Source organism: Allosphingosinicella sp. (assembly GCF_036403745.1).
Taxonomy (GTDB): domain Bacteria; phylum Pseudomonadota; class Alphaproteobacteria; order Sphingomonadales; family Sphingomonadaceae; genus Allosphingosinicella.
The window spans coordinates 1-20,801 of record NZ_DASWQI010000064.1 but is presented as its reverse complement, the minus strand read 5'-3'; the positions used below and the strand labels follow the sequence as shown (position 1 = coordinate 20,801).

Sequence of the window (20,801 nt, the reverse complement as noted above, 5' to 3'; positions counted from 1 at the left end):
AAAGTTTTTCCATTCGATGCGGCTAACGACTTGCTTCACCTGATCGGAAAGGCGGAGCACGACCCGAACTGTATACCATTTGACGACGACGCGTTGAGCAAGAATGTGCTTTCGAGCCTGGTTGGCGATGATATTGGCGCTGTCAAAGCATATTTTTCCCACCTCACTTCGGCATTTACATCTAGGTCTCTTAGCTACGCCAAAAGTCATCCGGAGTACTGCGAAAGCATTCTTACGAACGCCCAATTTCTTCAGAACATGAAGATGATGTCTGCGGGATCGGGGATTGACCTTGAGGCGTCTCTGCGCGCTATACTTGCTGGTAAGTACGACCACGATGCGATAATTCTGGGCACCTCAGAAAGGGTGGCCGAGTGCATCTTTCGCGCCGGGTATCGTGATTCCCCGCTCTGGGTTTCACCCATCAAGGGGATAGGGGACGTCTTTGAAGATGACGCAGATAGCGACGAAAACGTCGTCTTCGCTGCACTTTCGTCCGTTAACCTTGTCGATGTTGACCAAGTCTCTTGGGAGCAGATCATCGAGTTTCGGCGCGATGAGAAGTCTCGGGCCGCGTTGAGAAAGCTAAGGGTGTTTTTCTCGGAAAGCCTTGTAGGCAAAAACAAGGAATACCTCGCGGATTTGCTGCTCGCTCGGGTCGAAGAGCAGGAAAGTGTGGCAAAACTCTGGGGTTTTCGAACTGTTAGCAGATCGCTTGGCGTCGCGCTGTCAAAGGAAAGTCTGCTGACGACTAGCCTCGGCGGGATAGCCCTTGCAGCTACTGGAGCACCCCTCTCGGCGGCCGCTGCAGCTGCCGCGGCTGTCAGTTTGGGCAATTGCCTTCTCGAGTTTGGTAACGCAGTGCTCGAGCGCAAGCAGGCAGCTATAGAGCGGCCGACACAGTATCTGACAGACCTACGTAATCATTTTAAGCGACGCTAGGAAAGTTGGGGGCAGAACACTTGGCACCAGGGGGTGTGCTGAGCCAGGCGCTGCGAGACGTCGTTATGGCCCTTCACCGTTATCGAGAGGCGCTCGGTCAATTCGCTTATCCGGGCGGCGGCACCCGAAAAGGGGCAGGGATGACGCCGCCCGCGTCAAGCCCGGAGTCGAGGAAGCGCAGGCCGAGTGCTTCATAGCCGCGCCGGATCGCCGCCACTTTCGTCGGCACGATGTCGCGCTGGTCATTCTCCAGCCGCAGGATGGTTCGACGGCTCACGCCAACCGCCGCCGCCACCTCATCCAGCGACCAATGCAGCGCCGCGCGCGCCATCCTGGCCTGCGCCGGCGTTAGTCCCTCGGCAGCCCCAACAACCCCCTTGACGGCAGGCTTCGCGGTCACTAGCAGTGACCCAGAGAAGAAGGAACCTCAGGCATGGCTGCTGCGAGGCATAACCTGTCGCGCCGGGCGGTGCTAGGCGCGGGTGTCGGCGCATGCGTGGCGCCAGGGGACATGTACTCGTACGTGTCCCCTTTCGTGCAGGGCTCCGATCCCGCGGCCGCTGACGCCGGTGGTGAACGGGGACACGTACAAGTACATGTCCCCTTACGCCGCCGCTGGAACCGCACCCTCGCCGCCTACCGCCGCGCCGAGGCGCGGGTGGCGGCGTTCAAGGCCGCGGAGGCGCTGCTGCCGCCCGAGCGCCGCGCCTACCCGGCCTGCGAGGACCTCGAGCAACGCTTCGGCGACCTCGATGACCGCCGCTTCGCCGCGCTCCGCCGCCTCCTCCGCCTCCCCGCGCCGGACCTCCCCGCCCTCGCCCTCAAGCTCGACCTCGCCGTCGCCGACCAGGCCTGGGAGCTCCCGGCGCCGAAGACTGCCTGGAAGTCCTCGCCGGCGACGCGCGGCGACTGGCGGCGCGCGGTTAGAGTTACTCGGGATTCGGTGGTTCGCTCGAGCCGAGCACGTCGCCGCACTCACGGAGGGTCTGGTAGGGGGGATTGACACCGCGAGAAATATAAGTGGCGAGCGGCAAAGGCAGTTCGTTGCCGCCGGTATCGCGGACCTGCACGTCCGTCACCTGTCCACTTGAGTCTCGGTAAACACAGATGCCAGTGTACGATGATGCCATCGGATGCCTCCTTCTTGGCCGCGATACGAATTTCCGGGACAGCGGGAGGTGCGCTCTTCCGCCGCGGTCGAAGAACGTCTCAAAGGAACAAAGGTCCAATCGCAATTGCATGGTTGAGCCGCTCTCCGACACCGTAACCCAAGTCCTCAACGCCGCCGTGGCCCCCGCCGCCTCGCCCTTTGTCATCGCGGCCGGCACCCGCGCGCCTGCTAGTAGCCGACATCCGCATGATCTCCGGCGCGCGAACCGTCTTACTGCCGCTTTACACGGCCCCCTCCCGCGCCCAGTCTTCCGCCGCCACAGGGGGGAGGCGAAGCAATGGCCGACCACACACGATCGCTCCTCGCGCTCGCCGCGCTCACGGCCGCCGCCCTCGCCGCCGCCCCCGCGTCCGCCAAGATCCTCCACTTCCACGCCGCCCTCGACGGCAAATATGGCGACGCCCCGACCGGCTCCGCCGCCACCGGCAAGGCGCGCATCACCGTCGATACCGACCGCCGCCGCGTCTCGGTCGACCTCGACGTCGTCGGCATCGCCCCCGCCGCCTTGTGGAAGAAGCTGGTCGCCGCGCCGATCGGCCCTATCCATCTCCACAAATACGCCACCGCCGCCGGCGGCGCCTCGGTGCTGGCCCTGCCGCTCCCCTACGGCGCCGACTACCGCGCCACCCGCCGCGGCCTCCACGTGACGATGAAGGATTACGATTACGCCGCCGGCGCCGCGCTCCTCAAGTCGACGCTGAGCTTCGACGATTTCGTCGCGGCGATGAGGAGCGGCCTCATCATCCTCAACGTCCACACCGAGGCCCACAATCCCGGCGAGATCAGCGGCAAGGTCGCCGAGGGCTGACCGCGCCGGCGTCGCACCTCCCCGCCCTCGCCCTCAAGCTCGACCTCGTCGTCGCGGACCAGGCGTGGACCTCGAAGGCGCCGACGCACGGCGGCTCGCGGCCTGACGTCCGCCGCTACCTGCGCCTCGCTATCACCCGCGCCGTCTCGCGGTGCCATTTCTCCCGGATCTTCCGCTTCTTCTCGGGCGGGTGGTCGCGCAGGTGGCGGTTGCAGGCGGCGTGGCAGAGGACGAGGTTGTCGAGGCCGTCGCCGCCCTCCATGCATCGCGGGATCAGCTGTTCGAGCGTGGTGCGACGCCCCTCCTTGGGGGTCGTTGCCGCAAGCGGGCGGTTACAAAGCCAGCAATGACGGCCGTCGCGCTTGAGAAGCGCGCGGACCCGCCGCGCCTTCCACTCGGCTGTCCTGCGCCACAAGCCCATGGCGGCCAGCTTGCGGCAAGCCCGGTTGCCGAGGGGTTAAGCCGCCGCGCCTACCGCATCAGCCCCGCCTTGCGCAGCGCGTCCTCGATGACCTTCTGGACCCCGCTCGGCTGCGCAGGCTGCGGCGCGGCGCGCTTGCGCTCCGGCGCCGGCCGGGCGGAGGCGGGGCCTGACCGCGGCGCCTTCCTTGGCGACGCCGCCCCCGCCGCCGCCCCGGCAATCCCGAAGAACTCCGCGATCCGCTGCGTCGAGCTCACCCCGACGTCGAGCATGTGCGCCCCCGCCGCGCCGAGCCCCTCCGCCCCGTCCGCCCCGTCGAGCGGCACGCCGTGGCCCATGCCGGCGACGGTATATTGCTCGATCAGCGCCTCGCCCTTCGACCCGAGCCAGGCGCGGCGCGGATGGCCCTCCACCTCGTCCACCCGGTCGGGCTGCGGCGCGAGGCCGTGCAGCGCTGCCCATTGCAGCACGATCGCGTCGGCATTGGTCGGCACCACCGTGCGGTCGGCGCTGCCCTGCCAGACCTGGACGCGCGGCCATGGCCCCTTGTGCGGGCTGGCGCGCCGGACCTGGGCGGCGAGCGCGGCGGCATCGCTCTTCGCCCGGCCGCCCATGCAGTCGAACGCCCCGGCGACGTCGGCGGCGCAGCCATAGGCCACCCCGGCCAGGATCGCGCCGCCCGCGAACACGTCCGGGTAGGTGGCGAGCATCACCGACGCCATCGCCCCGCCGGCGCTGAGTCCGGTCACGAAGATGCGCTGCGGATCGACGCCGTGCGCCGTCTTCATCGCCTCCACCATCGAGCGGATCGAGGCCGCCTCGCCCATGCCGCGCTGGGTGTCGCCCACGGAGAACCAGTTGAAGCACAGCATCGGATTGTTGGCCCGCTGCTGCTCGGGGAAGAGCAAGGCGAAGCCGTGGCGGTCGGCGAGCGTCGACCAGCCGGAGCCGTGGTCGTAGACTGCCGCGTCCTGGGTGCAGCCGTGCAGCACCACGACCAGCGGCGCCCCCGGCTCCAGCCCTTCCGGCACATAGCAGCGGGTGCGCAGATTGCCCGGATTGTCCCGCACCCCCTCCAGCTCCGACAGCCGGTCGCGGGTGGCGGCGCGCGGCGCGAAGCCGCTGCGGCCCTTGCGGAGCCGGGGGAGGGGAAGGCGCAGGCGTGGCGTGACGACAGGCATGGGCAATATCCTTTCGGCCGCCGCGAAAAACGTCCGGCCCTCCCGCCGCCCAACCGGCGAACGGGGCTTTTGTTGCAGTGCAACATAAGCGCTCCGGGCCGGGTTTTCAGCACCCCGAGGCTGCCGGGCCCGTGCGTCGCGGTCCCGACCGGCGCCGCACCGGCTCCCGCGGGGCCGCCCAGGGCTCCCGCCCGGTAAGCACCCGGCATGTGCACGGTAACGACCCGGCATGTGCACGGTAACGACCCGGCATTCGCCCGGTAACGACCCGGCACCCGCAAGGTAAACACCCGGCATGCGCACGGTAACCACCCGGCAGCCGCACGGCACCGGTGGGCGGGCCGCATGCTCCTTCGTCGTCGAATATGAGGAACCCCCTCGCCACCTCATGTTCTGCAACGGGCTTCTTGAACCCGTCGGCAGCGGGGAGTGGCGGTTTGAGTCGCCGGCCGCCTGTCGCGATCTGTCCGTGCCGCCCCCCTGAACGCTGCGCGCCGCCACATTCGAACCGAGATGCTACCCTCCGCCGCAAAATTTGACGGCACCTAGCGTTCGTGCTATGTTCAGGATGTGAGAACAGGCTGCGCCATCAACCGAGTCGAAGGGCCGGAGGGGCGCGGGCGGGATCGAAAGTTTTTTATTTTTCACGAAACTTCGAAACTTCCGCCGCCGATCGGCCATCGTCCGTCCGCCCGAATGGGGCTCCGCTAGGCGTGCTTCATCTGGCCTGCGCCCTCCTCGCAAGCGGTGGCGCTTGCAATCCCGATCAGCGCGAAAGCGGTGGCCAAAGCGGGCGCGGCGGCTCATAGGCGATGGCCATGGCCGCCTCTCCCATCACCACCATCGAGCGCGCGTTCGAGCTGGCCCGCTCGGGCCGCTTCGCCTCCGTCTCCGACATCCGGCTCGCCCTGCGCCGCGAGCGTTTCGACCAGGTCGAGGCGCACCTCGCCGGCTCGTCGATCGCGCGCCAGCTGCGCGCCCTGTGCGACGAGGCCCGCCGCGGCCCCGCCGCCGCCGCGCCCGAGGCTAGCGAGGACGCCTGACGCTCGGCGCCGCGGGGGGTGGGGGTCCGCCTCAGCGGAAGACGTCGGTCAGCTCGGCCGGCTCCGGGCTTCCGCGGAACCATGCGTTCGCCACCGGGGTGACGAGCAGCGCAACCGTCAGCCACGTCACCGCAGTGGCGAAGATGGTCTGCGGATCGAGCGGGTTCACCGCGAGGCCGTATCCGACGACCGGGATCGCGCAGGCCGCAAAGGGCCAGCGCGTCCAGCCCCAGCGCCGCAGAACGCCGATGCCGGCAATCAGGCGCACCAGCACCCCCAGGGTTCCTATCGCCTGCTGCGCAGGAGTGAGGACCTGGACGCCGATCTCCGGCGCCGCCCCACCAAGCGCCACTATGAGGCCAAGAACGCCTCCGGTGAGGATTTCGCCGCCGATCAGCAGCACCGCCGCCAGCGTCACCGAACCGGGGCGCTCCGCCGTCCTCCCCCGATCCCGCGACTCCATGCCATCGAGGCTAAGGGGACCCCCGCGCCGCGGCAAGGCCGCTCCTCCTCGGGGCGGGACCCCAGCCACGCCCTCGCGCGTTCTGACGTCGACGTTTCCACGAGGACCAGACCTATGTTTCGCTTACCCCCATCCGCGCCGCGCCGGCCCGCCCGCCGGCTCCTCTCCCTCGCGCTCCTCGCCGCCGTCGCCGCGTGCGCGACGCCGACGCCGTACCAGCCGCTCGGCGCGCCCGGGAACCGCGTCTCGGGCGGCTTTGCCGAGCAGCAGATCGAGGCCAACCGCTTCCGCGTCACCTTCGCCGGAAACGAGATGACGGCCCGCCAGACGGTCGAGACCTATCTCCTCTACCGCGCCGCCCAGCTCACCACGCAGCAAGGCTATGACTGGTTCGTCACCGACGATCGCGAGACGAACCGCCAGTCCAACACCTATGTCGACCGCGGCTTCGGCGGGCCGTGGGGCGGCTGGGGCGGCGCCTGGGGCCCGCGCTGGCGCTATTTCGGACGCGGCTTCGGCTGGCGCAGCTGGGATCCGTGGGGCCGGGATCCCTTCTGGGGCGACACGATGGATGTCCGCACGGTCGAGCGCTACGAGGCCTCCGCCGAAATCCTGATGGGCCGCGGCCCGAAGCCGGCGGACAATCCGCGCGCCTTCGACGCCCGCGACGTGCTGAACCGGCTCGGCCCCAGCATCGTCCTGCCGCGCTGAGGAAGCACCGGCGCGGTCTTCGGGCCGCGTCGGGCTTCCCGCCTAAACCCCTGATGAACCTCGCGTAGTTTGTGGTTAATGAAACGGACAGGCCGCATCATCCGTTCTGACGATCGTTCCCTGGCCCCAAGCGGGCCTTGCCGATCCAGGAGAATCAGTATGCGTTTCCTCGTTCCCGCCGCACTCGCCGCCGTCACCGCCGCCGCCATCCCCGCCGCGCCGGCGCTCGCGTCCGGCTGCGGCTGCGGCCACCGCGTCGTCCATCACCGCGCCGTCCACCGCGTCGCCTATGTCCGCCCGGTCGTCCGCCGCGTCGTCTACCGCCCGCGCATCGTCGAAGTGGTGCGCCCGGTCGTGTACCGCCCGGTCCGCCATGTCTTCGTCGAGCCGATCTACCGCCCGCGCCCGGTCTTCTACGGCGCCCGCTTCCACCACCGCCCGCAGTACGGCTTCTACGGCCGTGAAGCCTATCGCGGCGGCTTCCGCGGCGAACGCTACGGTTACGCGCGCGGCGGCTACCGCCACGACGGCTTCCGCGGCGGGAGCGGCGGCGATTTCCACCGCGGCGGCTATGGCTGGCGCTAACGGGGGAGGGGCGCTAGCCTCTCACCGCGCATGAAAATACTCGACGTCGATCCGCTCCCCACAGCCGATGCCGCCAGTCTCACGGGCCATCTGGCCGAGTGCGAGCGGGTCGACGCCGCCTTCGTTTCCCCCACCGGCAGCGTCCTGTTCACCGCGCTGCGCATCCTCGTCGTCACCCGCGAGAATCTCCTTGAGGAAAAGGTCGAGACCGCGAGCTGGCCCTATCGCGAGATCCGCCGGTTCTCGATCCAGGACAGCGAGGATGGGCGCACCGGCCTGCGCGTGTGGCTCGGCGAAGAGGCCCAGCCGCTTCACCTCCGCGCCCGCCCCGACATTGACTTGAAACCCCTCCAGCGCCTCCTCGCCGAGCGGCTCGGCTGAGTTTTCCACTCACCTCACCCAGACCACGCCCCAGCCCCCGGACCGCAACCACGACACTGGGGCGGCCGTTCCTAGAACCAACATAGGTTCAAAAAGGATCTTACGATGAAGACGCTCGTCCTCTCCGCCGCCGCGCTTGCCGCTTTGGTGCCCGCCGTCCCCGCCGACGCCCAGGGCTATTACAACCAGGGCTATTCCAACCGCGGCTATAATCAGGCCTACAACAACAATTATTACAACCAGGGTTATAACAACCGCAGCTACAACCAGGCCTATCAGGGCCGCACGTGGCGCGGTCGCGACGGCCGCTATTATTGCCGCCGCTCGAACGGCACGACCGGCCTGCTCGTCGGCGGCGTCGCCGGCGCTCTCTTGGGCCGTGAGATCGACGGCGGCCGCAACCGCACCGCCGGCACTCTGATCGGCGGCGCCGCCGGCGCCCTTCTCGGCCGCGAGGTCCAGAGGAGCAGCTCCGGTTCGCGTTGCCGGTAAGCAACCCCCGCTGAACGGAAGGTAGTTTCCAGTTCATGCAACGAGCGGCTTCGGCCGCTCGTTTTGCATATATCCGGATGCGGCGAAGCTGAACGCCGGATTTCGTTACGGTAGCCGCACGTTCAGCCCCGCCCCGCTAAAGTCCGAATCGTTCAGGAGGGGCGGGCGTATTTCGCCACCTTCGCCTCGAAGTAAGGAGAGGACATATGCGTAAGCTCATTCTTGCCACTCTGGCCGTCGCTGCCTCCGTCACCGGCGCCACCGCGGCCGACGCCCAATATTATCGCGGCGGCCCCGGCTATGGTGGCGGCAACATCTGCCAGCGCGAGGCGAGCCGCGCCTGGAACCGTCGTGAGGCGGACCGCATCTACCGCCATTGCGTCAAGGAAATGCGCCGCGCCGAGCGCGACCGCTGGCGCCACGAGCGCCGCTACGAGGGCTATCACCGCGGCTGGTAAGGCTGCGTCAGGAGGCCGGCGCCGCCTGTTGCGTACAGCGGCGCCCGCCTTCCCCTTTTATGCTTCGGCGCGCGCGGCTAGAGCCCGCCCATGGCCGAATCCATCACGCCCGAGATTGTCGCCGAGCACGGCCTTTCCCCGGAGGAATATCAGCGCGTCCTGAACGCTCTGGGGCGCGAGCCGAACCTCACCGAGCTCGGCATCTTCTCCGTCATGTGGTCTGAGCATTGCTCCTACAAATCGTCGCGCATCCATCTGAAGAAGCTCCCGACGACGGCGCCGTGGGTGATCTGCGGCCCCGGCGAGAATGCCGGCGTGATCGACATCGGCGACGGCCCCAATGGAACGAAGCTCGCCGCCATCTTCAAGATGGAGAGCCACAACCACCCCTCCTACATCGAGCCCTACCAGGGCGCGGCGACCGGCGTCGGCGGCATCCTGCGCGACGTCTTCACTATGGGCGCGCGGCCGGTGGCGAACCTGAATGCGCTCCGCTTCGGCCGCCCCGACCATCCGAAGATGCGGCACCTCATTGCCGGCGTCGTCGCGGGGATCGGCGGCTACGGCAATTGCGTCGGCGTTCCGACGGTCGGCGGCGAAGTCAATTTCCACAGGGCCTATGATGGCAACATCCTCGTCAACGCGATGACGGTGGGCATCGCCGAGCAGGACAAGATCTTCTATTCGGCCGCCGCCGGGATCGGCAATCCCGTCGTCTATGTCGGTTCCAAGACCGGTCGCGACGGCATCCACGGCGCGACTATGGCGTCGGCGGATTTCTCCGAGGACAGCGAGGAGAAGCGCCCCACCGTCCAGGTCGGCGACCCCTTCACCGAGAAGCTGCTGATCGAGGCGTGCCTGGAGCTGATGGCGTCGGACGCCATCGTCGCCATCCAGGATATGGGTGCTGCTGGTCTCACCTCTTCCTCGGTCGAGATGGCGTCCAAGGGTGGCGTCGGGCTCGAGCTCGACATGGACGCCGTGCCCTGCCGCGAGGAGGGGATGACGCCCTACGAGATGATGCTCTCGGAAAGCCAGGAGCGGATGCTGATGGTGCTCAAGCCCGGCCGCGAGCCGGAGGCCGAGGCGATCTTCCGCAAGTGGGAGCTGGACTTCGCCGTGATCGGCCGAGTCACGGACACGGGGCACCTCGTGCTGACGTGGAAGGGCGAAACCGCCGCCGACATCCCGCTCGCCCCGCTCGCCGACGACGCGCCCTGCTACGAGCGGCCGTGGGTGGAGACGCCGAAGCCGGCACCGCTCACAGATGTACCGGAGTCGAGCGACATCGCCGCCGATCTCCTCACGCTGATGGCCTCGCCCGATCTCGCCAGCCGCCGCTGGATTTGGGAGCAATATGACACGATGGTTGGCGCCGATACCGTCCAGCGCCCCGGAGGCGACGCGGCGGTGGTGCGCGTCCACGGCACGGAGAAAGCGCTCGCCATCACCACCGACGTGACGCCGCGCTACTGTTACGCCGACCCGTTCGAAGGCGGGAAGCAGGCGATCGCCGAAGCCTATCGCAACCTCTGCGCGGTCGGCGCGACGCCCCTCGCCACCACCGACTGCATGAATTTCGGCAACCCCCAGCGGCCGGAAATCATGGGCCAGTTCGTCGGCTGCATCGAAGGCATGGCGGAGGCCTGCCGCGCCCTCGACTTCCCGATCGTCTCGGGCAACGTCTCGCTCTACAACGAGACGAAGAACGAGGACGGCACCGGCAGCGCGATCCTGCCGACGCCGGCGATCGGCGGGGTGGGGCTGCTGGAGGATTGGCGCAAGTCCGCGACGATCGCATTCAAGGCCGAAGGGGATCACCTCTGGCTCATCGGCGGCGACAAATGGGAGCAGCATCTCGGCCAATCCCTCTGGCTTCGCGAGATAATCGGACGGGAGGAAGGTCCTCCGCCCCCCGTGGATCTGGAGATGGAGAGGCGAACCGGAGAGTTCGTGCGGTCGCTGATCCTCGATCAAGTGGCGACGGCCGTCCACGACGTTTCCGACGGAGGCCTGCTCGTCGCCGTCGCGGAGATGGCGCTCGCCGGCGGCATCGGCGCCAACGTGGATCCGGAAATCGACCTGGCCGTAGACCTGCCGCTGACGGGGCAGATGTTCGGGGAGGATCAAGGGCGGTACGTCGTCGCCGTCAGCCCAACGGATTCGGATGCGCTCGTCCGGCGGGCCGGGGAGGCCGGCATCAAGGTGTCCCGCCTGGGATCCACTGGTGGGCAGGAGATCTGGGTGGGCGAAGGACCGGAGGCGCTCGGTAATTTCGCGGATCCCGTCCCGCTTGCGCAAATTCGCCGTGCCCATGAAGGCTTCTTCCCCGCGCTCATGGGCGGCGACCTGACGGTGGCCTGAGGGCTTCATCTCGCGCCCATTCCGTGTCACCCTTCCGGGCCATGGGGGCGGTGACGGAACCGGACAGGATCCTGACGCTGGACGTGCTGCGCGGCGTCGCGGTGATGGGGATATTCTCCGTCAACGTCGTCGCGTTCGGGATGCCGGAGCAGGCCTATTTCAACCCGTCGGCCTATGGCGGCGCGCACGGGCTGAGCCTGGCGACCTGGGTCCTCAACTTCATCCTCATCGACGGCAAGATGCGGGGGCTGTTCTCGCTGCTGTTCGGGGCCAGCACCTTGCTCGTCATCGAGCGGGCGTCGGCGCGCGGGCTCGATCCCGCACGCGTCCATTTCCGCAGGATGGCGTGGCTGATCGTCTTCGGGCTCTGCCATTTCTTCCTGCTCTGGTACGGCGACATCCTCACCCTCTATGCGTGCATGGGCTGCCTGCTCTGGCTGTTCCGGAACAAGCCGGTGCGCGCGCTGCTCGTGTTCGCAGGCGGGCTGCTGTTCGTCGATTTCGCGCTGATGGCCTTCTTCGGCAACGCCTTCATCCAGGCTGAGGCGGCAGCGCAGGCGCCGCACGCGGCCTCATCCGCGGTCGCCACCTGGAGCGACATGAGCAAGGCGTTCGCGCGGCCGACGCCCGATGGGCTGGCGCACGATCTTGCGCTCTATCGCGGCGGCTGGGGCGGCATCGTCGCGCACCGCTTTGCCGAAGCCTGGACCGATCCTTTGGTCCAGCTCATGTTCGGCACGGCGGAGACATTGGGCTACATGCTGCTCGGCATGGCGGGGCTGAAGAGCGGTTTCCTGACCGGCGCCTGGGAGCCGCGCCGCTACCGGCGGATCGCCGCCATCGGCCTCGCCATCGGCATCCCGGCTTACGCCCTGCTCGCCTGGAACGGCTGGCGGAGCGGCTTCACGACCTCCATCCTCTTCGCCGACGCGTTCGGCGCCGCCGTGCCGTTCCGCCTCGCAATGATGGCGGCCTATGCGTCGCTGATCATCCTCTTCGCGCGCCGGGCCGTCTGGCTCCGCGACCGGATAGCGGCCGCCGGGCGGGCGGCCTTCACCAACTATCTCGGGGCGAGCCTCTGCGCGTCCTTGCTGTTCAACGGCTACGGGTTCGGCCTCTACGGCCATTTCGAGCGGTGGCAGGCCTGGCTGGTCGCGCCCTGCTTCTGGGCGGCGATGCTGCTCTGGTCGAAGCCCTGGCTCGATCGCTACCGCTACGGGCCGTTCGAATGGCTGTGGCGCTCGCTGTCACGCTGGTCGCCGCAGCCGATGCGGCGCTCGCTCGTACCAGCCTAAGCCGGTGCGCGGCGCTGGCGGAGCGGGTTGGCCTCCGCTTCGAGCAGCTCCATCGTCCGCAGATAGAGCGGCCGCAGGCGGGCCACCTGGGGGACCAGCTCGTCCGGCACCGTCCGCATCTCGACCGAGCGGCGGGCGGCCACCTCGATCTCCTCGGCGAGCGTGCCCAGGGGATCGGCGCCGAACTGGCGCGCCTCGGATTTCATCGTATGAGCCGGGAGGACGAGTCCGGCGGCATCGTTACGGTGCATCGCGGCCTCGATCTTCTCGACCGCCTTGTCGCCGTCCTCCCGGAAATAGGAGAGGATGCGCGCGAAGCCGGCGCCGAGCTCCGCACGGGAGCGGCAGAACATGTCCCAGTCCACCAGATCGATATCGTCCACCGGCCAGATCTAGGCGGCCACGGGTAAAGGAGCGGTTTACTCCGCCTTCTTGAACGGGTTTTTCGACGCGCGGGCGGTGAGGCGGACGGGCACCGCGCCGAAGCCCAATTCCTTGCGCAGCCCGTTGGTGAGGTAGCGCAGATAGGTGTCGGGCAGGTCATCGACGCGGTTGCCGAACAGCACGAAGGCGGGCGGGCGCGTGTTCACCTGGGTGATGTAGCGCAGCTTGATCCGCTTCCCGCCGGGGGCGGGCGGCGGGTTCTTGTCGATCGCGCCCTCGAACCAGCGGTTGAGCTGGCCGGTCGAGACGCGCTTCGACCAGGTCTCGCGAATCTCGAAGGCGGCGGCGAGCATCTGGTCGATGCCCTTGCCGGTCATGCCCGAGACGGTGAGGAGGGGGATGCCGCGGGCCTGGCTCAGCCCTTCGTCGAGCGCGGCCTTGATGCCGTTGAACAGGCTGCTGGCATGCTCGGCGACGTCCCATTTGTTGATCGCGATGATGAGCGCGCGGCCTTCCTGCAGAACGTTGTCGGCGATGCGCAGGTCCTGCGCCTCGAGCCCCCGCGTGCCGTCGAGGAGCAGGACGACGACCTCCGCGAAATCGACCGCCCGGCGGGCGTCGGCGACCGCGAGCTTCTCGAGCTTGTCGTCGACCTTCGCCTTCTTCCGCATCCCCGCGGTGTCGATCAGCCGCACCGGCCGCGCGGTGCCGTCGGGCGCCTGCCATTCCCAGTCGATGGCGATCGAATCGCGGGTGATGCCAGCTTCGGGCCCGGTGATCAGCCGGTCCTGCTGGAGGATGCGGTTGATCAGCGTCGATTTGCCGGCATTGGGACGGCCGACGATGGCGAGTTTGAGGGTCGGGTCCCCTTCCGGATCCTCGTCGCCCTCCTCCTCGTCCCGTTCGACATGGGGGCGGAGCTGCTCGAACAGGTCGACGACGCCTTCGCCGTGCTCGGCGCTGAGCGCGATTGGGTCGCCGAAGCCGAGCGCGTAGGATTCCATGATCCCGCTTTCGCCGGCGCGGCCCTCGGCCTTGTTGGCGGCCAGGACGACGGGGGTGGTCTCGCTCCTCAGCCAGCGCCCGATCTCCTCGTCGAGCGGGGTCACGCCGGCGCGGGCGTCGATCAGGAACAGGGCCACGTCCGCCTCGCGCACCGCCGCCACCGTCTGCTGGCGCATGCGGCCGGGCAGGGTGTCCGGGTCCTCATCCTCGTAGCCGGCGGTGTCGATGATGCGAAAATCGAGGCCGAGCAGGTTGGCCTCGCCCTCGCGGCGGTCGCGGGTCACGCCGGGACGATCATCGACGAGCGCCAGCTTCTTGCCGACGAGACGGTTGAACAATGTCGATTTACCGACATTCGGGCGCCCGACGATGGCGACGGTGGGCAGCTTGGCCATAAGCCCGCTGCCCTGCCGCCTCACCGGTGCCCGGTCAACCTCGCCTCGCCCCCCGAGCAGCCCATTGCGGACGGATTGAGCGCCACGCTTACCGCCAGGCGGAGAGCTGGCCGTTGTCGTGGAGGATGTAGAGCGTGTTGTTGGCGACGATCGGCGAGATGGTGGAGGGCAGGCCGGTCTCGACCGTCGCCTGCACTTTGCCGTCGTAGGGCGAGACGTAGGTGATGTCCCCGTCGCTGTCGATCAGGATGAGCCGCTCGCCGGCCAGCACCGGTCCGCGATAATAAACGGCGCCGCTCTTCTTCTTCTCGTTGTGATAATGGGGAAGCTGCGAGATCCACTTGGCGTGGCCGTTGGCGCGCGAGAGGCAGAGCAGGCGGTCGTCGTCGGTCACGACGTAGATCCAGTCGCCCGCGACCCAGGGCGTGGAGATGCCGGTGCCGTTCAGCTCCCACAGGCGCTGGCCGGTGATCAGCTCGATCGCGACCATGCGCCCGCCCTGGCCGATCGCGAAGACGCGGCCCTGGTCGATCACCGGATTGGCGTCGATGTCGGAAAGGGTGGTGACGACGGTCGAGATGCTGGTGCGCGTGAGGGCGTCCTGCCAGACGACCTGCCCGTTCTCGTAGCGATAGGCGGTGAGCTCGCCGGACGAGTAACCGGCGACGACGGTGCCCTGCGCCGCGGCGGGGGCCGCCGCACCGAGCACGCCCGCGGTCTCGACCGAGCCGGAGCCGTTCCAGCGTACCTTGCCGTCGGCCGGGTTGAGCGCGAACAGCTGGTTGTCCTGGCTCACCACATAGACATTCTCGTTCGACACGGTCGGCGCGCCGCGCAGCGGGCCAGCGGGGCGGACGATCCAGATGACGGCGCCGGTCTTCGCGTCCAGCGCGGCGGCATCGCCGGCGCCGTTGGTCGCGAAGATCCGGCCGTTATCGTAGCTGACGCCGCCGCCGAACAGGGTGCCTGGGGTGACGTCCTTGCCGCGGACGGCAGTCCGCCACACCGTCGCGCCGTTCTGCGGATCGAGGGCGCGGACGATGCCCTGCGCGTCCATCACGAAGATGCGGCCGTCGGCATAGACCGGCGCGGCGGCGAGCTGCTGCTTCTTGCCGCTGCCCTCGCCGATGCTGACTCGCCAGGCCATGGAGGGCGAGGCACCGAGCGCGAGGTGGCGCATCGACTTCGCCGCATTGCCGCCAGGCTGGGCCCAGGCGGTGTTGGTCTCCGCCGGCGGCAGCACCACTGCGGTGCCGGCCAGGGCCGGATCGACTTCGACCGCAGCCTCGGTGGAGAGGACGGCGATGCGCTGGCCGACCGTCGGGGTCGTCGGCTTCTTGCCCTTGCCGAGGACGCCGCAGCCGCTGAGCGCGGTCGCCGCGACGAGAAGGAGGAGGATGCGCTTCATTATTTGCCTTCCTGTGATCCGCCGGGGACGTCCTGGACCGCGTCGACGCCGAGCGAGCCTGCCATCTGGCCGGCGCGCGCGCGGATCGATTCCGGGACCTTCCTGTCCTTGGCGATGGCCGCGAAGAGGCGACCGGCCTCCTGCGGCTTGTTGAGCTTCATGTAGGAGATGGCGACCATTTCGCCAGCGCTGCCGAAGAACGGGCTGCCCGCGACCGCCAGCGGCTTCAAGCGGTCGATGACCGCCTGCGGCTTCAGCGTGTCCATGTCGAGCGCCGTGGCGCGGATGGTGGCGAGGTCGCGATAGGGTTGAGGGAGGCTGGTGTCGCCCGCCGCCTGGTGGAACAGGGCCGCCGCGCCCTTGAGGTCGTTGCCCTCGATCGACAGGTCGGCCTTGGTGAACAAGGCTGCAGCGCGGTAGCCCGGGGCGGAATCGGTGGAGAGCGCCTCGAGCTTCGTCTTGGCCGCGGCCTTCTTGCCGACGCCGATATCGTCAAAGGCCGAGAGCAGCTGCTCGCCATGCGCGCCGGCGGTTTCCTGGCGATGGCCGTGCCACCAGATGCCGGCGCCGAGCAGGACGAGGAACAGGATGATGCCGGCGATGACGAGCTTGCCGTAGCGCTGCCACAGGCTCAGCATGCGGTCGCGGCGGAGCTCCTCGTCCACCTCGCGATAGAAAGTCTCGTTATCGACGGGCCTCAGCGCCAAGGAAAGTCTCCACTCCGAAAAATAGCCGGCGCCCGGCCCTCGCGGCTTGTGGCCGGGGCGACCAAAACCGCAGATGAACGAAGGCGTGACGGCGCGGCCCCCGCGCACCTCTACCGGCGCGCGCGCGGCAAACCAAGCCTCACTTTTTGCTGCGGTAGATTTGGTCCTCGCCGGGGAAGGCGCGGCTGCGGACCTCGGCGGCGTAGGCCGAGACCGCCGCCTCGATGCGGCCGGCGAAATCCTCATAGCGCTTGACGAAGCGCGGCGCCCGCTCGAACAGGCCCAGCATGTCTTCGGTGACGAGCACTTGGCCGTCGCACGAGGCGGAGGCGCCGATGCCGATCGTCGGGCAGGGGACGGCCTTGGTCGCCTCCGCCGCAATCTCCTCCATCACGCCTTCGAGGACGAGGAGGAAGCAGCCCGCATCGGCGACGGCCCGCGCGTCCGCGACGATCTTCCTGGCTTCGGCATCGCTCTTGCCGCGGGCGCCGTAGCCGCCGAGCGCGTTCACAGCCTGTGGGGTGAGGCCGACATGGCCGATGACGGGAATGCCACGCTTCGTCAGGAAGGCGATCGTCTCGGCCATCGCCTCGCCGCCTTCGAGCTTGACGGCCGCGGCCCCCGTTTCCTTGAGGATGCGCGAGGCGCTGCGGAAGGCCTGCTTGGGCGATTCCTCATAGGCGCCGAACGGCATGTCGATTGCCACCACCGAATGCCAGGAGCCGCGCACCACCGCAGCGCCGTGGGCGCACATCATCTCCAACGTCACCGGGACGGTGGAGGGCAGGCCGTAGATCACCTGACCGAGGCTGTCGCCGACGAGCAGGAGATCGCAGTGCGGATCGAGCAGCTGCGCCATCCGCGCGGTGTAGGCGGTGAGCATGACGATCGGCTCGCCGCCCTTCATCGCCTGCAGCTTCGGAACGGTAAGCCGCTTCATCGGCGCCGGCACCGGGTTGGCGCGGCTTGTCGCGGTGTCGAGCGAATGGGTGACGGACATGGGGCCTCATAGCGGCTTGGCCGCGGGGACGCCAGAAACCGGTCGGGCCGTCACGCGCGCCCGGCGATCTCGCGTATTTTCGATTTCGCGGAGTATTGCGGGACACTCGGCGATTTTGTTGAACTCTGCTTTCCTGGCGCGCGCCGCGATTAAGAACCCCCCGATTTTATCCCTTTAAGTGAACCACTTACGGGTGCACCAAAGGGCATTCAGATGTTGGGGTGCGTGACTTCGTTCGGCTGTCGATTTTTCGAAGAACAACTTCGCAAATGCCGCCGAATTGGGTATTGTCGCGACTCGAATTCCAAACAGGGGGGGAATCATGATCAATCATTCCGCACGCAAAATGCTTTACGCCGCGCTGCTCATCGGTGGCACGCTCGTCCAGGCGTCGCCGGCCTTCGCGCAGGCGACCCGCACCTGGGTCTCCGGCGTCGGCGACGACGTCAATCCGTGCAGCCGCACTGCGCCGTGCAAGACCTTCGCGGGCGCGATCTCGAAGACCGCGGCCGGCGGCGAGATCAACTGCCTCGATCCGGGCGGCTTCGGCGCGGTGACGATCACCAAGTCGATGACGATCGATTGCCATTACACCGAAGGCGGCGTCCTCGCCGGCGGCAACGGCATCGTCGTGAACGCATTGTCCACCGACGTCATCTATCTTCGCGGCCTCGATTTCTTCGGCGTGAACCCGCCGACCCACGGCGTCCGTATCCTCGCCGCCGCCGCCGTCCACATCGAGGATTGCGTCATCCGGCGCTTCAACGCGGCCAACAGCTACGGCATCTCGTTCGTGCCGAGCGGCACGACCGCCCTCTTCGTGTCCAACACCACCGTCGCCAACAATGGGGCCGCGGGCTCTGGCGGCGGCATTCAGATCGCCCCGACCGGCGCCGGCGCCGGCCGCGTCGTGCTCACGAACGTGCGGTCGGAAGACAACCCCAATCACGGGGTCTTGATCGACCTGACCGGCGGATCTTCGGCCAACACGACGGTGTCGATCGACGGCAGCGACATTTCGGGCAACGGGAACGGGATCTCGATCTTCTCTCCCGGTCCTGCGGTCAACGTGATGGTGGCGAACACGACCGTTGCCAACAACAGCCTCAACGGCATCATCGCCAACGGCCCGGTGACGGCGCGGGTGGGCAACACGACGATCGTCGGCAATTCCTTCACCGCCGGCTCGGCAGTGGTCGCGGTCAACGGCGGCAGCGCGCTCAGCTACAACAACAACCGTCTCGACGGGAACACCAACAACGGTGCCTTCTCGTCGACGATCCTGCCGCACTGATCGCGGCTTCCGGATCGGTTTATCGTGGGGGCGCTTCGGCGCCCCTTTTTTTGCGCTTAATGCCCGATGGAAATCCGCCTTGCGGCCGAGGCGCATTTGCGCGGATATCTTGGCTGTTGATCCGAGGGGGGCTGGGGGTGCGGATGCGCAAGCGTGCTGCAGTGATAGCGTTGATGGCGTCGTGGCTGTGTGGCGCGGTGCCCGCCGCGGCGGCGGAGCCGCCGGCCGAGCAGCGCCGCGTCTTCGAAGATTATGGCAACGTCACGGAAGGCAGTGTCGACGCCGCCGGGGCGGTCTGGCTGAAGCTGTGGGAGCCATACGTTCGCTACCGCATCCCGCCGCAGTCAGACGAAAAGTCCAAGGCGCTCCTCTTCCTGCTGGAGCAGGCGAATGAAGGCCGCCGCGCTTTGTTTGTCCTCTACGACGGGGCGGAGGGGCGGTTGAACCCCGCGACCGGCACCCTCGATTATCCGCTTTGCAGCCTTGCTCTCGACCAACTGAAGTTCGAGCCGTCGCAGGCCTGCTCGAACGCGCCTGTCGCGGCGCCCGCCAATGCAGAGGCGGCGCTCGCCCGCGCCCGGGCCCATTCCACCGCAGGCAATTCCGACCTTGCGCAGAAGCTGCTGGGAGCCGCGCCGCTGCCCGCCGCGGCACCGGCGAAGAAGCTGTTCCTCACCGTGCGGGCGCAGAACGACACCCTTGTGGCAGACACACGGCCGCGGGGCAGCCGCGGCGCCGACGAAGCATTGGTCGCGTCGCTCACCGACTATCGGGCCCTCGCGGCGCTCGATCCCAAAGATGTCGAGCACCAGTTCGACATCGCCGGTGCGCTCCTCGATCTCGGCGCCTACGCCGAGGCCCGCGCGGTATACGATGCCATCCTCGCCCGCTGGCCGGACGAGGCGTACCGGATTTCCGTGCGCATCGGCGCGCTGCATCGGGCGCAGGGGCAGTATGACAAGGCGCTGCAGTCCTTGAACGACCTTATCGCGCGGAGCGGCCCGCAGGAGGGGATGAAGTTCCACTATCACCGCGGCTGGACGCTCAGCCTGCTCGGCCGTTACGACGAGGCGATCCGGGAGTTCGGCGAGGGGCTGAAGGGCCAGCCCGACTATAGCGCTGCCTATTTGCTGCGGGGCTGCGCCTACGCCGGGATCGGCCGCCTCAAGGACGCGCTGGCCGATTTCGAAGAGAGCGCCCGGCTCCTCGCGCTGTTGCCCGGCGCCGGCCGCGTGAAGTGGCTTCGCGAGGACCAGGATGAGGCCGAGTTATTGCGCCAACGGGTGCGGGCCGCGCTCGCCGCGGGCGACGGCACGCCGCTCGCCGGCCGCTGCCCAAGCCCGAAATGGGATCGATACGAGCGCCCACGCGCCCGCAGCCCCCTGCTGCCGCCCAGCTGAGCGGCAGCGCCTTTCACTCCCACTCGATCGTGCCGGGCGGCTTCGACGTGTAATCGTAGACGACGCGGTTGATGCCGCGCACCTCGTTGATGATGCGGGTGGCGACGCGGCTGAGGAACGCCGCGTCGAACGGGTAGACGTCGGCGGTCATGCCGTCGGTCGAGGTGACGGCGCGCAGCCCGCAGACATATTCGTAGGTGCGCGCATCGCCCATCACGCCCACCGTCTTCACCGGCAGCAGCACCGCAAAGGCCTGCCAGATGGCGTCGTAGAGGCCGGCGGCGCGGATCTCCTCGAGGTAGACGGCGTCGGCCTTGCGCAGGATGTCGCAGCGCTCCTTCGTCACCTCCCCGGGGATGCGGATGGCCAGGCCTGGCCCGGGAAAGGGGTGGCGCGTCACGAACGCCTCGGGAAGGCCGAGCTCGCGGCCAAGCTCGCGCACCTCGTCCTTGAACAATTCGCGCAGCGGCTCGACCAGCTTCATGTTCATGCGCTCGGGCAGCCCGCCCACGTTGTGGTGCGACTTGATGGTCACCGACGGGCCGCCGGTGAACGAGACGCTCTCGATCACGTCCGGGTAAAGCGTGCCCTGTGCCAGGAACTTCGCGTCCGAGATGGACTTCGCCTCGTGCTTGAACACGTCGATGAACACCTTCCCGATGATCTTCCGCTTCTCCTGCGGATCAACCACACCGGCAAGCGCGGTCAGGAACCGCTCGCGGGCGTCCACCGCGTGCAGGTCGGCCTTGAACCAGTCGCGGAAGGTGTGCTTGACCACCTCCGTCTCGCCCTCCCGCATCAGCCCGTTGTCCACGTAGATGCACGCCACCTGCTGCCCGATCGCCTTGAGCAGGAGGGCGGCGCACACGCTCGAGTCCACGCCGCCGGACAGG

The 20,801-nt window shown here is 68.0% G+C and carries 23 protein-coding genes; 13 read left to right on the top strand and 10 right to left on the bottom strand.

Annotated features, from left to right (window positions below; all coding sequences use genetic code 11):
• The first annotated feature begins 30 nt into the window (after nucleotides 1-30).
• Nucleotides 31-942 carry a hypothetical protein gene (locus tag VGC56_RS12535; protein ID WP_464125305.1) on the top strand — a complete coding sequence of 304 codons (912 nt, stop codon included), beginning with the start codon at nucleotides 31-33 and terminating at the stop codon, nucleotides 940-942.
• Nucleotides 943-1,048: 106 nt separating this feature from the next.
• On the opposite strand, the gene VGC56_RS12530 is transcribed toward VGC56_RS12535, so the two are convergent.
• Nucleotides 1,049-1,273: a helix-turn-helix domain-containing protein gene (locus VGC56_RS12530; protein ID WP_464125304.1), complete on the bottom strand. Its 225-nt coding sequence runs from the start codon at nucleotides 1,271-1,273 to the stop codon at nucleotides 1,049-1,051.
• Between the two features lie 180 nt (nucleotides 1,274-1,453).
• Here VGC56_RS12530 and VGC56_RS12525 point away from each other — a divergent pair, with 180 nt between their 5' ends.
• Both VGC56_RS12525 and VGC56_RS12520 read left to right on the top strand, forming a co-directional pair.
• Nucleotides 1,454-1,945, top strand: coding sequence for a hypothetical protein (locus VGC56_RS12525; RefSeq protein ID WP_464125302.1), 492 nt, complete (start codon nucleotides 1,454-1,456; stop codon nucleotides 1,943-1,945).
• Nucleotides 1,946-2,390: 445 nt separating this feature from the next.
• Nucleotides 2,391-2,921, top strand: a complete 531-nt coding sequence (locus VGC56_RS12520) for a CHRD domain-containing protein (protein WP_464125300.1) — start codon at nucleotides 2,391-2,393, stop codon at nucleotides 2,919-2,921.
• Between the two features lie 115 nt (nucleotides 2,922-3,036).
• Here the strand turns inward: VGC56_RS12520 and VGC56_RS12515 are convergent, their stop codons facing one another.
• Both VGC56_RS12515 and VGC56_RS12510 read right to left on the bottom strand, forming a co-directional pair.
• Entirely contained in the window at nucleotides 3,037-3,342 is a 306-nt protein-coding gene (locus tag VGC56_RS12515) for an HNH endonuclease (protein ID WP_464125298.1), read from the bottom strand.
• 50 nt (nucleotides 3,343-3,392) lie between these two features.
• Entirely contained in the window at nucleotides 3,393-4,523 is a 1,131-nt protein-coding gene (locus VGC56_RS12510; protein WP_464125296.1) for an extracellular catalytic domain type 1 short-chain-length polyhydroxyalkanoate depolymerase, read from the bottom strand.
• A gap of 818 nt (nucleotides 4,524-5,341) precedes the next feature.
• On the opposite strand from VGC56_RS12510, the gene VGC56_RS12505 reads away from it, so the two are divergent.
• Nucleotides 5,342-5,566 carry a hypothetical protein gene (locus VGC56_RS12505; protein WP_464125295.1) on the top strand — a complete coding sequence of 75 codons (225 nt, stop codon included), beginning with the start codon at nucleotides 5,342-5,344 and terminating at the stop codon, nucleotides 5,564-5,566.
• A gap of 31 nt (nucleotides 5,567-5,597) precedes the next feature.
• On the opposite strand, the gene VGC56_RS12500 is transcribed toward VGC56_RS12505, so the two are convergent.
• Entirely contained in the window at nucleotides 5,598-6,029 is a 432-nt protein-coding gene (locus VGC56_RS12500; protein ID WP_464125293.1) for a hypothetical protein, read from the bottom strand.
• A gap of 114 nt (nucleotides 6,030-6,143) precedes the next feature.
• On the opposite strand from VGC56_RS12500, the gene VGC56_RS12495 reads away from it, so the two are divergent.
• From VGC56_RS12495 to VGC56_RS12465, 7 genes are all read left to right on the top strand, one after another.
• Entirely contained in the window at nucleotides 6,144-6,740 is a 597-nt protein-coding gene (locus VGC56_RS12495) for a CC0125/CC1285 family lipoprotein (RefSeq protein WP_464125291.1), read from the top strand.
• Between the two features lie 159 nt (nucleotides 6,741-6,899).
• Entirely contained in the window at nucleotides 6,900-7,325 is a 426-nt protein-coding gene (locus VGC56_RS12490) for a hypothetical protein (RefSeq protein ID WP_464125289.1), read from the top strand.
• A 30-nt stretch (nucleotides 7,326-7,355) separates the two neighbouring features.
• Complete coding sequence (locus tag VGC56_RS12485) at nucleotides 7,356-7,706, top strand: PH domain-containing protein (RefSeq protein ID WP_464125288.1); 351 nt, start codon at nucleotides 7,356-7,358, stop codon at nucleotides 7,704-7,706.
• Nucleotides 7,707-7,811: 105 nt separating this feature from the next.
• Nucleotides 7,812-8,198 carry a glycine zipper 2TM domain-containing protein gene (locus VGC56_RS12480; protein WP_464125286.1) on the top strand — a complete coding sequence of 129 codons (387 nt, stop codon included), beginning with the start codon at nucleotides 7,812-7,814 and terminating at the stop codon, nucleotides 8,196-8,198.
• A gap of 206 nt (nucleotides 8,199-8,404) precedes the next feature.
• Complete coding sequence (locus tag VGC56_RS12475) at nucleotides 8,405-8,656, top strand: hypothetical protein (RefSeq protein WP_464125284.1); 252 nt, start codon at nucleotides 8,405-8,407, stop codon at nucleotides 8,654-8,656.
• 90 nt (nucleotides 8,657-8,746) lie between these two features.
• On the top strand, nucleotides 8,747-11,020 hold the full coding sequence (gene purL, locus VGC56_RS12470) for a phosphoribosylformylglycinamidine synthase subunit PurL (protein WP_464125283.1): 2,274 nt from the start codon (nucleotides 8,747-8,749) through the stop codon (nucleotides 11,018-11,020).
• Nucleotides 11,021-11,043: 23 nt separating this feature from the next.
• The gene (locus tag VGC56_RS12465; protein WP_464125281.1) at nucleotides 11,044-12,315 is read left to right on the top strand and encodes a DUF418 domain-containing protein; all 1,272 of its coding nucleotides are present in this window, start codon (nucleotides 11,044-11,046) and stop codon (nucleotides 12,313-12,315) included.
• Here the strand turns inward: VGC56_RS12465 and VGC56_RS12460 are convergent.
• The 5 genes from VGC56_RS12460 to panB form a co-directional block, all read right to left on the bottom strand.
• Complete coding sequence (locus VGC56_RS12460) at nucleotides 12,312-12,698, bottom strand: Hpt domain-containing protein (RefSeq protein WP_464125280.1); 387 nt, start codon at nucleotides 12,696-12,698, stop codon at nucleotides 12,312-12,314. The genes VGC56_RS12465 and VGC56_RS12460 overlap by 4 nt on opposite strands.
• A gap of 36 nt (nucleotides 12,699-12,734) precedes the next feature.
• Nucleotides 12,735-14,099: a ribosome biogenesis GTPase Der gene (gene der / locus VGC56_RS12455; RefSeq protein WP_464125279.1), complete on the bottom strand. Its 1,365-nt coding sequence runs from the start codon at nucleotides 14,097-14,099 to the stop codon at nucleotides 12,735-12,737.
• A gap of 88 nt (nucleotides 14,100-14,187) precedes the next feature.
• The gene (locus tag VGC56_RS12450) at nucleotides 14,188-15,507 is read right to left on the bottom strand and encodes a PQQ-binding-like beta-propeller repeat protein (RefSeq protein ID WP_464125277.1); all 1,320 of its coding nucleotides are present in this window, start codon (nucleotides 15,505-15,507) and stop codon (nucleotides 14,188-14,190) included.
• Complete coding sequence (locus tag VGC56_RS12445) at nucleotides 15,507-16,214, bottom strand: tetratricopeptide repeat protein (protein WP_464125276.1); 708 nt, start codon at nucleotides 16,212-16,214, stop codon at nucleotides 15,507-15,509. The genes VGC56_RS12450 and VGC56_RS12445 overlap by 1 nt, the downstream gene beginning before the upstream one ends.
• Before the next feature lie 139 nt (nucleotides 16,215-16,353).
• The gene (gene panB / locus VGC56_RS12440; RefSeq protein WP_464125275.1) at nucleotides 16,354-17,214 is read right to left on the bottom strand and encodes a 3-methyl-2-oxobutanoate hydroxymethyltransferase; all 861 of its coding nucleotides are present in this window, start codon (nucleotides 17,212-17,214) and stop codon (nucleotides 16,354-16,356) included.
• Between the two features lie 322 nt (nucleotides 17,215-17,536).
• Between panB and VGC56_RS12435 the strand changes: the two genes are divergently transcribed.
• Entirely contained in the window at nucleotides 17,537-18,508 is a 972-nt protein-coding gene (locus tag VGC56_RS12435; protein ID WP_464125274.1) for a right-handed parallel beta-helix repeat-containing protein, read from the top strand.
• A gap of 161 nt (nucleotides 18,509-18,669) precedes the next feature.
• A complete protein-coding gene (locus VGC56_RS12430; RefSeq protein WP_464125272.1) occupies nucleotides 18,670-19,908 on the top strand; it encodes a tetratricopeptide repeat protein in 1,239 nt (412 codons plus the stop codon).
• 13 nt (nucleotides 19,909-19,921) lie between these two features.
• On the opposite strand, the gene guaA is transcribed toward VGC56_RS12430, so the two are convergent.
• Nucleotides 19,922-20,801, bottom strand: an 880-nt coding sequence (gene guaA / locus VGC56_RS12425; RefSeq protein ID WP_464125270.1) for a glutamine-hydrolyzing GMP synthase, incomplete at its 5' end; no start/stop codon positions are given.

Coding starts and splice junctions, on each gene's coding strand:
- VGC56_RS12530 (WP_464125304.1), bottom strand. CDS start 1,273: ATGGCGCGCGCGGCGCTGCATTGGTCGCTGGATGAGGTGGCGGCGGCG.
- VGC56_RS12525 (WP_464125302.1), top strand. CDS start 1,454: ATGTACTCGTACGTGTCCCCTTTCGTGCAGGGCTCCGATCCCGCGGCC.
- VGC56_RS12520 (WP_464125300.1), top strand. CDS start 2,391: ATGGCCGACCACACACGATCGCTCCTCGCGCTCGCCGCGCTCACGGCC.
- VGC56_RS12515 (WP_464125298.1), bottom strand. CDS start 3,342: ATGGGCTTGTGGCGCAGGACAGCCGAGTGGAAGGCGCGGCGGGTCCGC.
- VGC56_RS12510 (WP_464125296.1), bottom strand. CDS start 4,523: ATGCCTGTCGTCACGCCACGCCTGCGCCTTCCCCTCCCCCGGCTCCGC.
- VGC56_RS12505 (WP_464125295.1), top strand. CDS start 5,342: ATGGCCGCCTCTCCCATCACCACCATCGAGCGCGCGTTCGAGCTGGCC.
- VGC56_RS12500 (WP_464125293.1), bottom strand. CDS start 6,029: ATGGAGTCGCGGGATCGGGGGAGGACGGCGGAGCGCCCCGGTTCGGTG.
- VGC56_RS12495 (WP_464125291.1), top strand. CDS start 6,144: ATGTTTCGCTTACCCCCATCCGCGCCGCGCCGGCCCGCCCGCCGGCTC.
- VGC56_RS12490 (WP_464125289.1), top strand. CDS start 6,900: ATGCGTTTCCTCGTTCCCGCCGCACTCGCCGCCGTCACCGCCGCCGCC.
- VGC56_RS12485 (WP_464125288.1), top strand. CDS start 7,356: ATGAAAATACTCGACGTCGATCCGCTCCCCACAGCCGATGCCGCCAGT.
- VGC56_RS12480 (WP_464125286.1), top strand. CDS start 7,812: ATGAAGACGCTCGTCCTCTCCGCCGCCGCGCTTGCCGCTTTGGTGCCC.
- VGC56_RS12475 (WP_464125284.1), top strand. CDS start 8,405: ATGCGTAAGCTCATTCTTGCCACTCTGGCCGTCGCTGCCTCCGTCACC.
- purL (WP_464125283.1), top strand. CDS start 8,747: ATGGCCGAATCCATCACGCCCGAGATTGTCGCCGAGCACGGCCTTTCC.
- der (WP_464125279.1), bottom strand. CDS start 14,099: ATGGCCAAGCTGCCCACCGTCGCCATCGTCGGGCGCCCGAATGTCGGT.
- VGC56_RS12450 (WP_464125277.1), bottom strand. CDS start 15,507: ATGAAGCGCATCCTCCTCCTTCTCGTCGCGGCGACCGCGCTCAGCGGC.
- panB (WP_464125275.1), bottom strand. CDS start 17,214: ATGTCCGTCACCCATTCGCTCGACACCGCGACAAGCCGCGCCAACCCG.
- VGC56_RS12435 (WP_464125274.1), top strand. CDS start 17,537: ATGATCAATCATTCCGCACGCAAAATGCTTTACGCCGCGCTGCTCATC.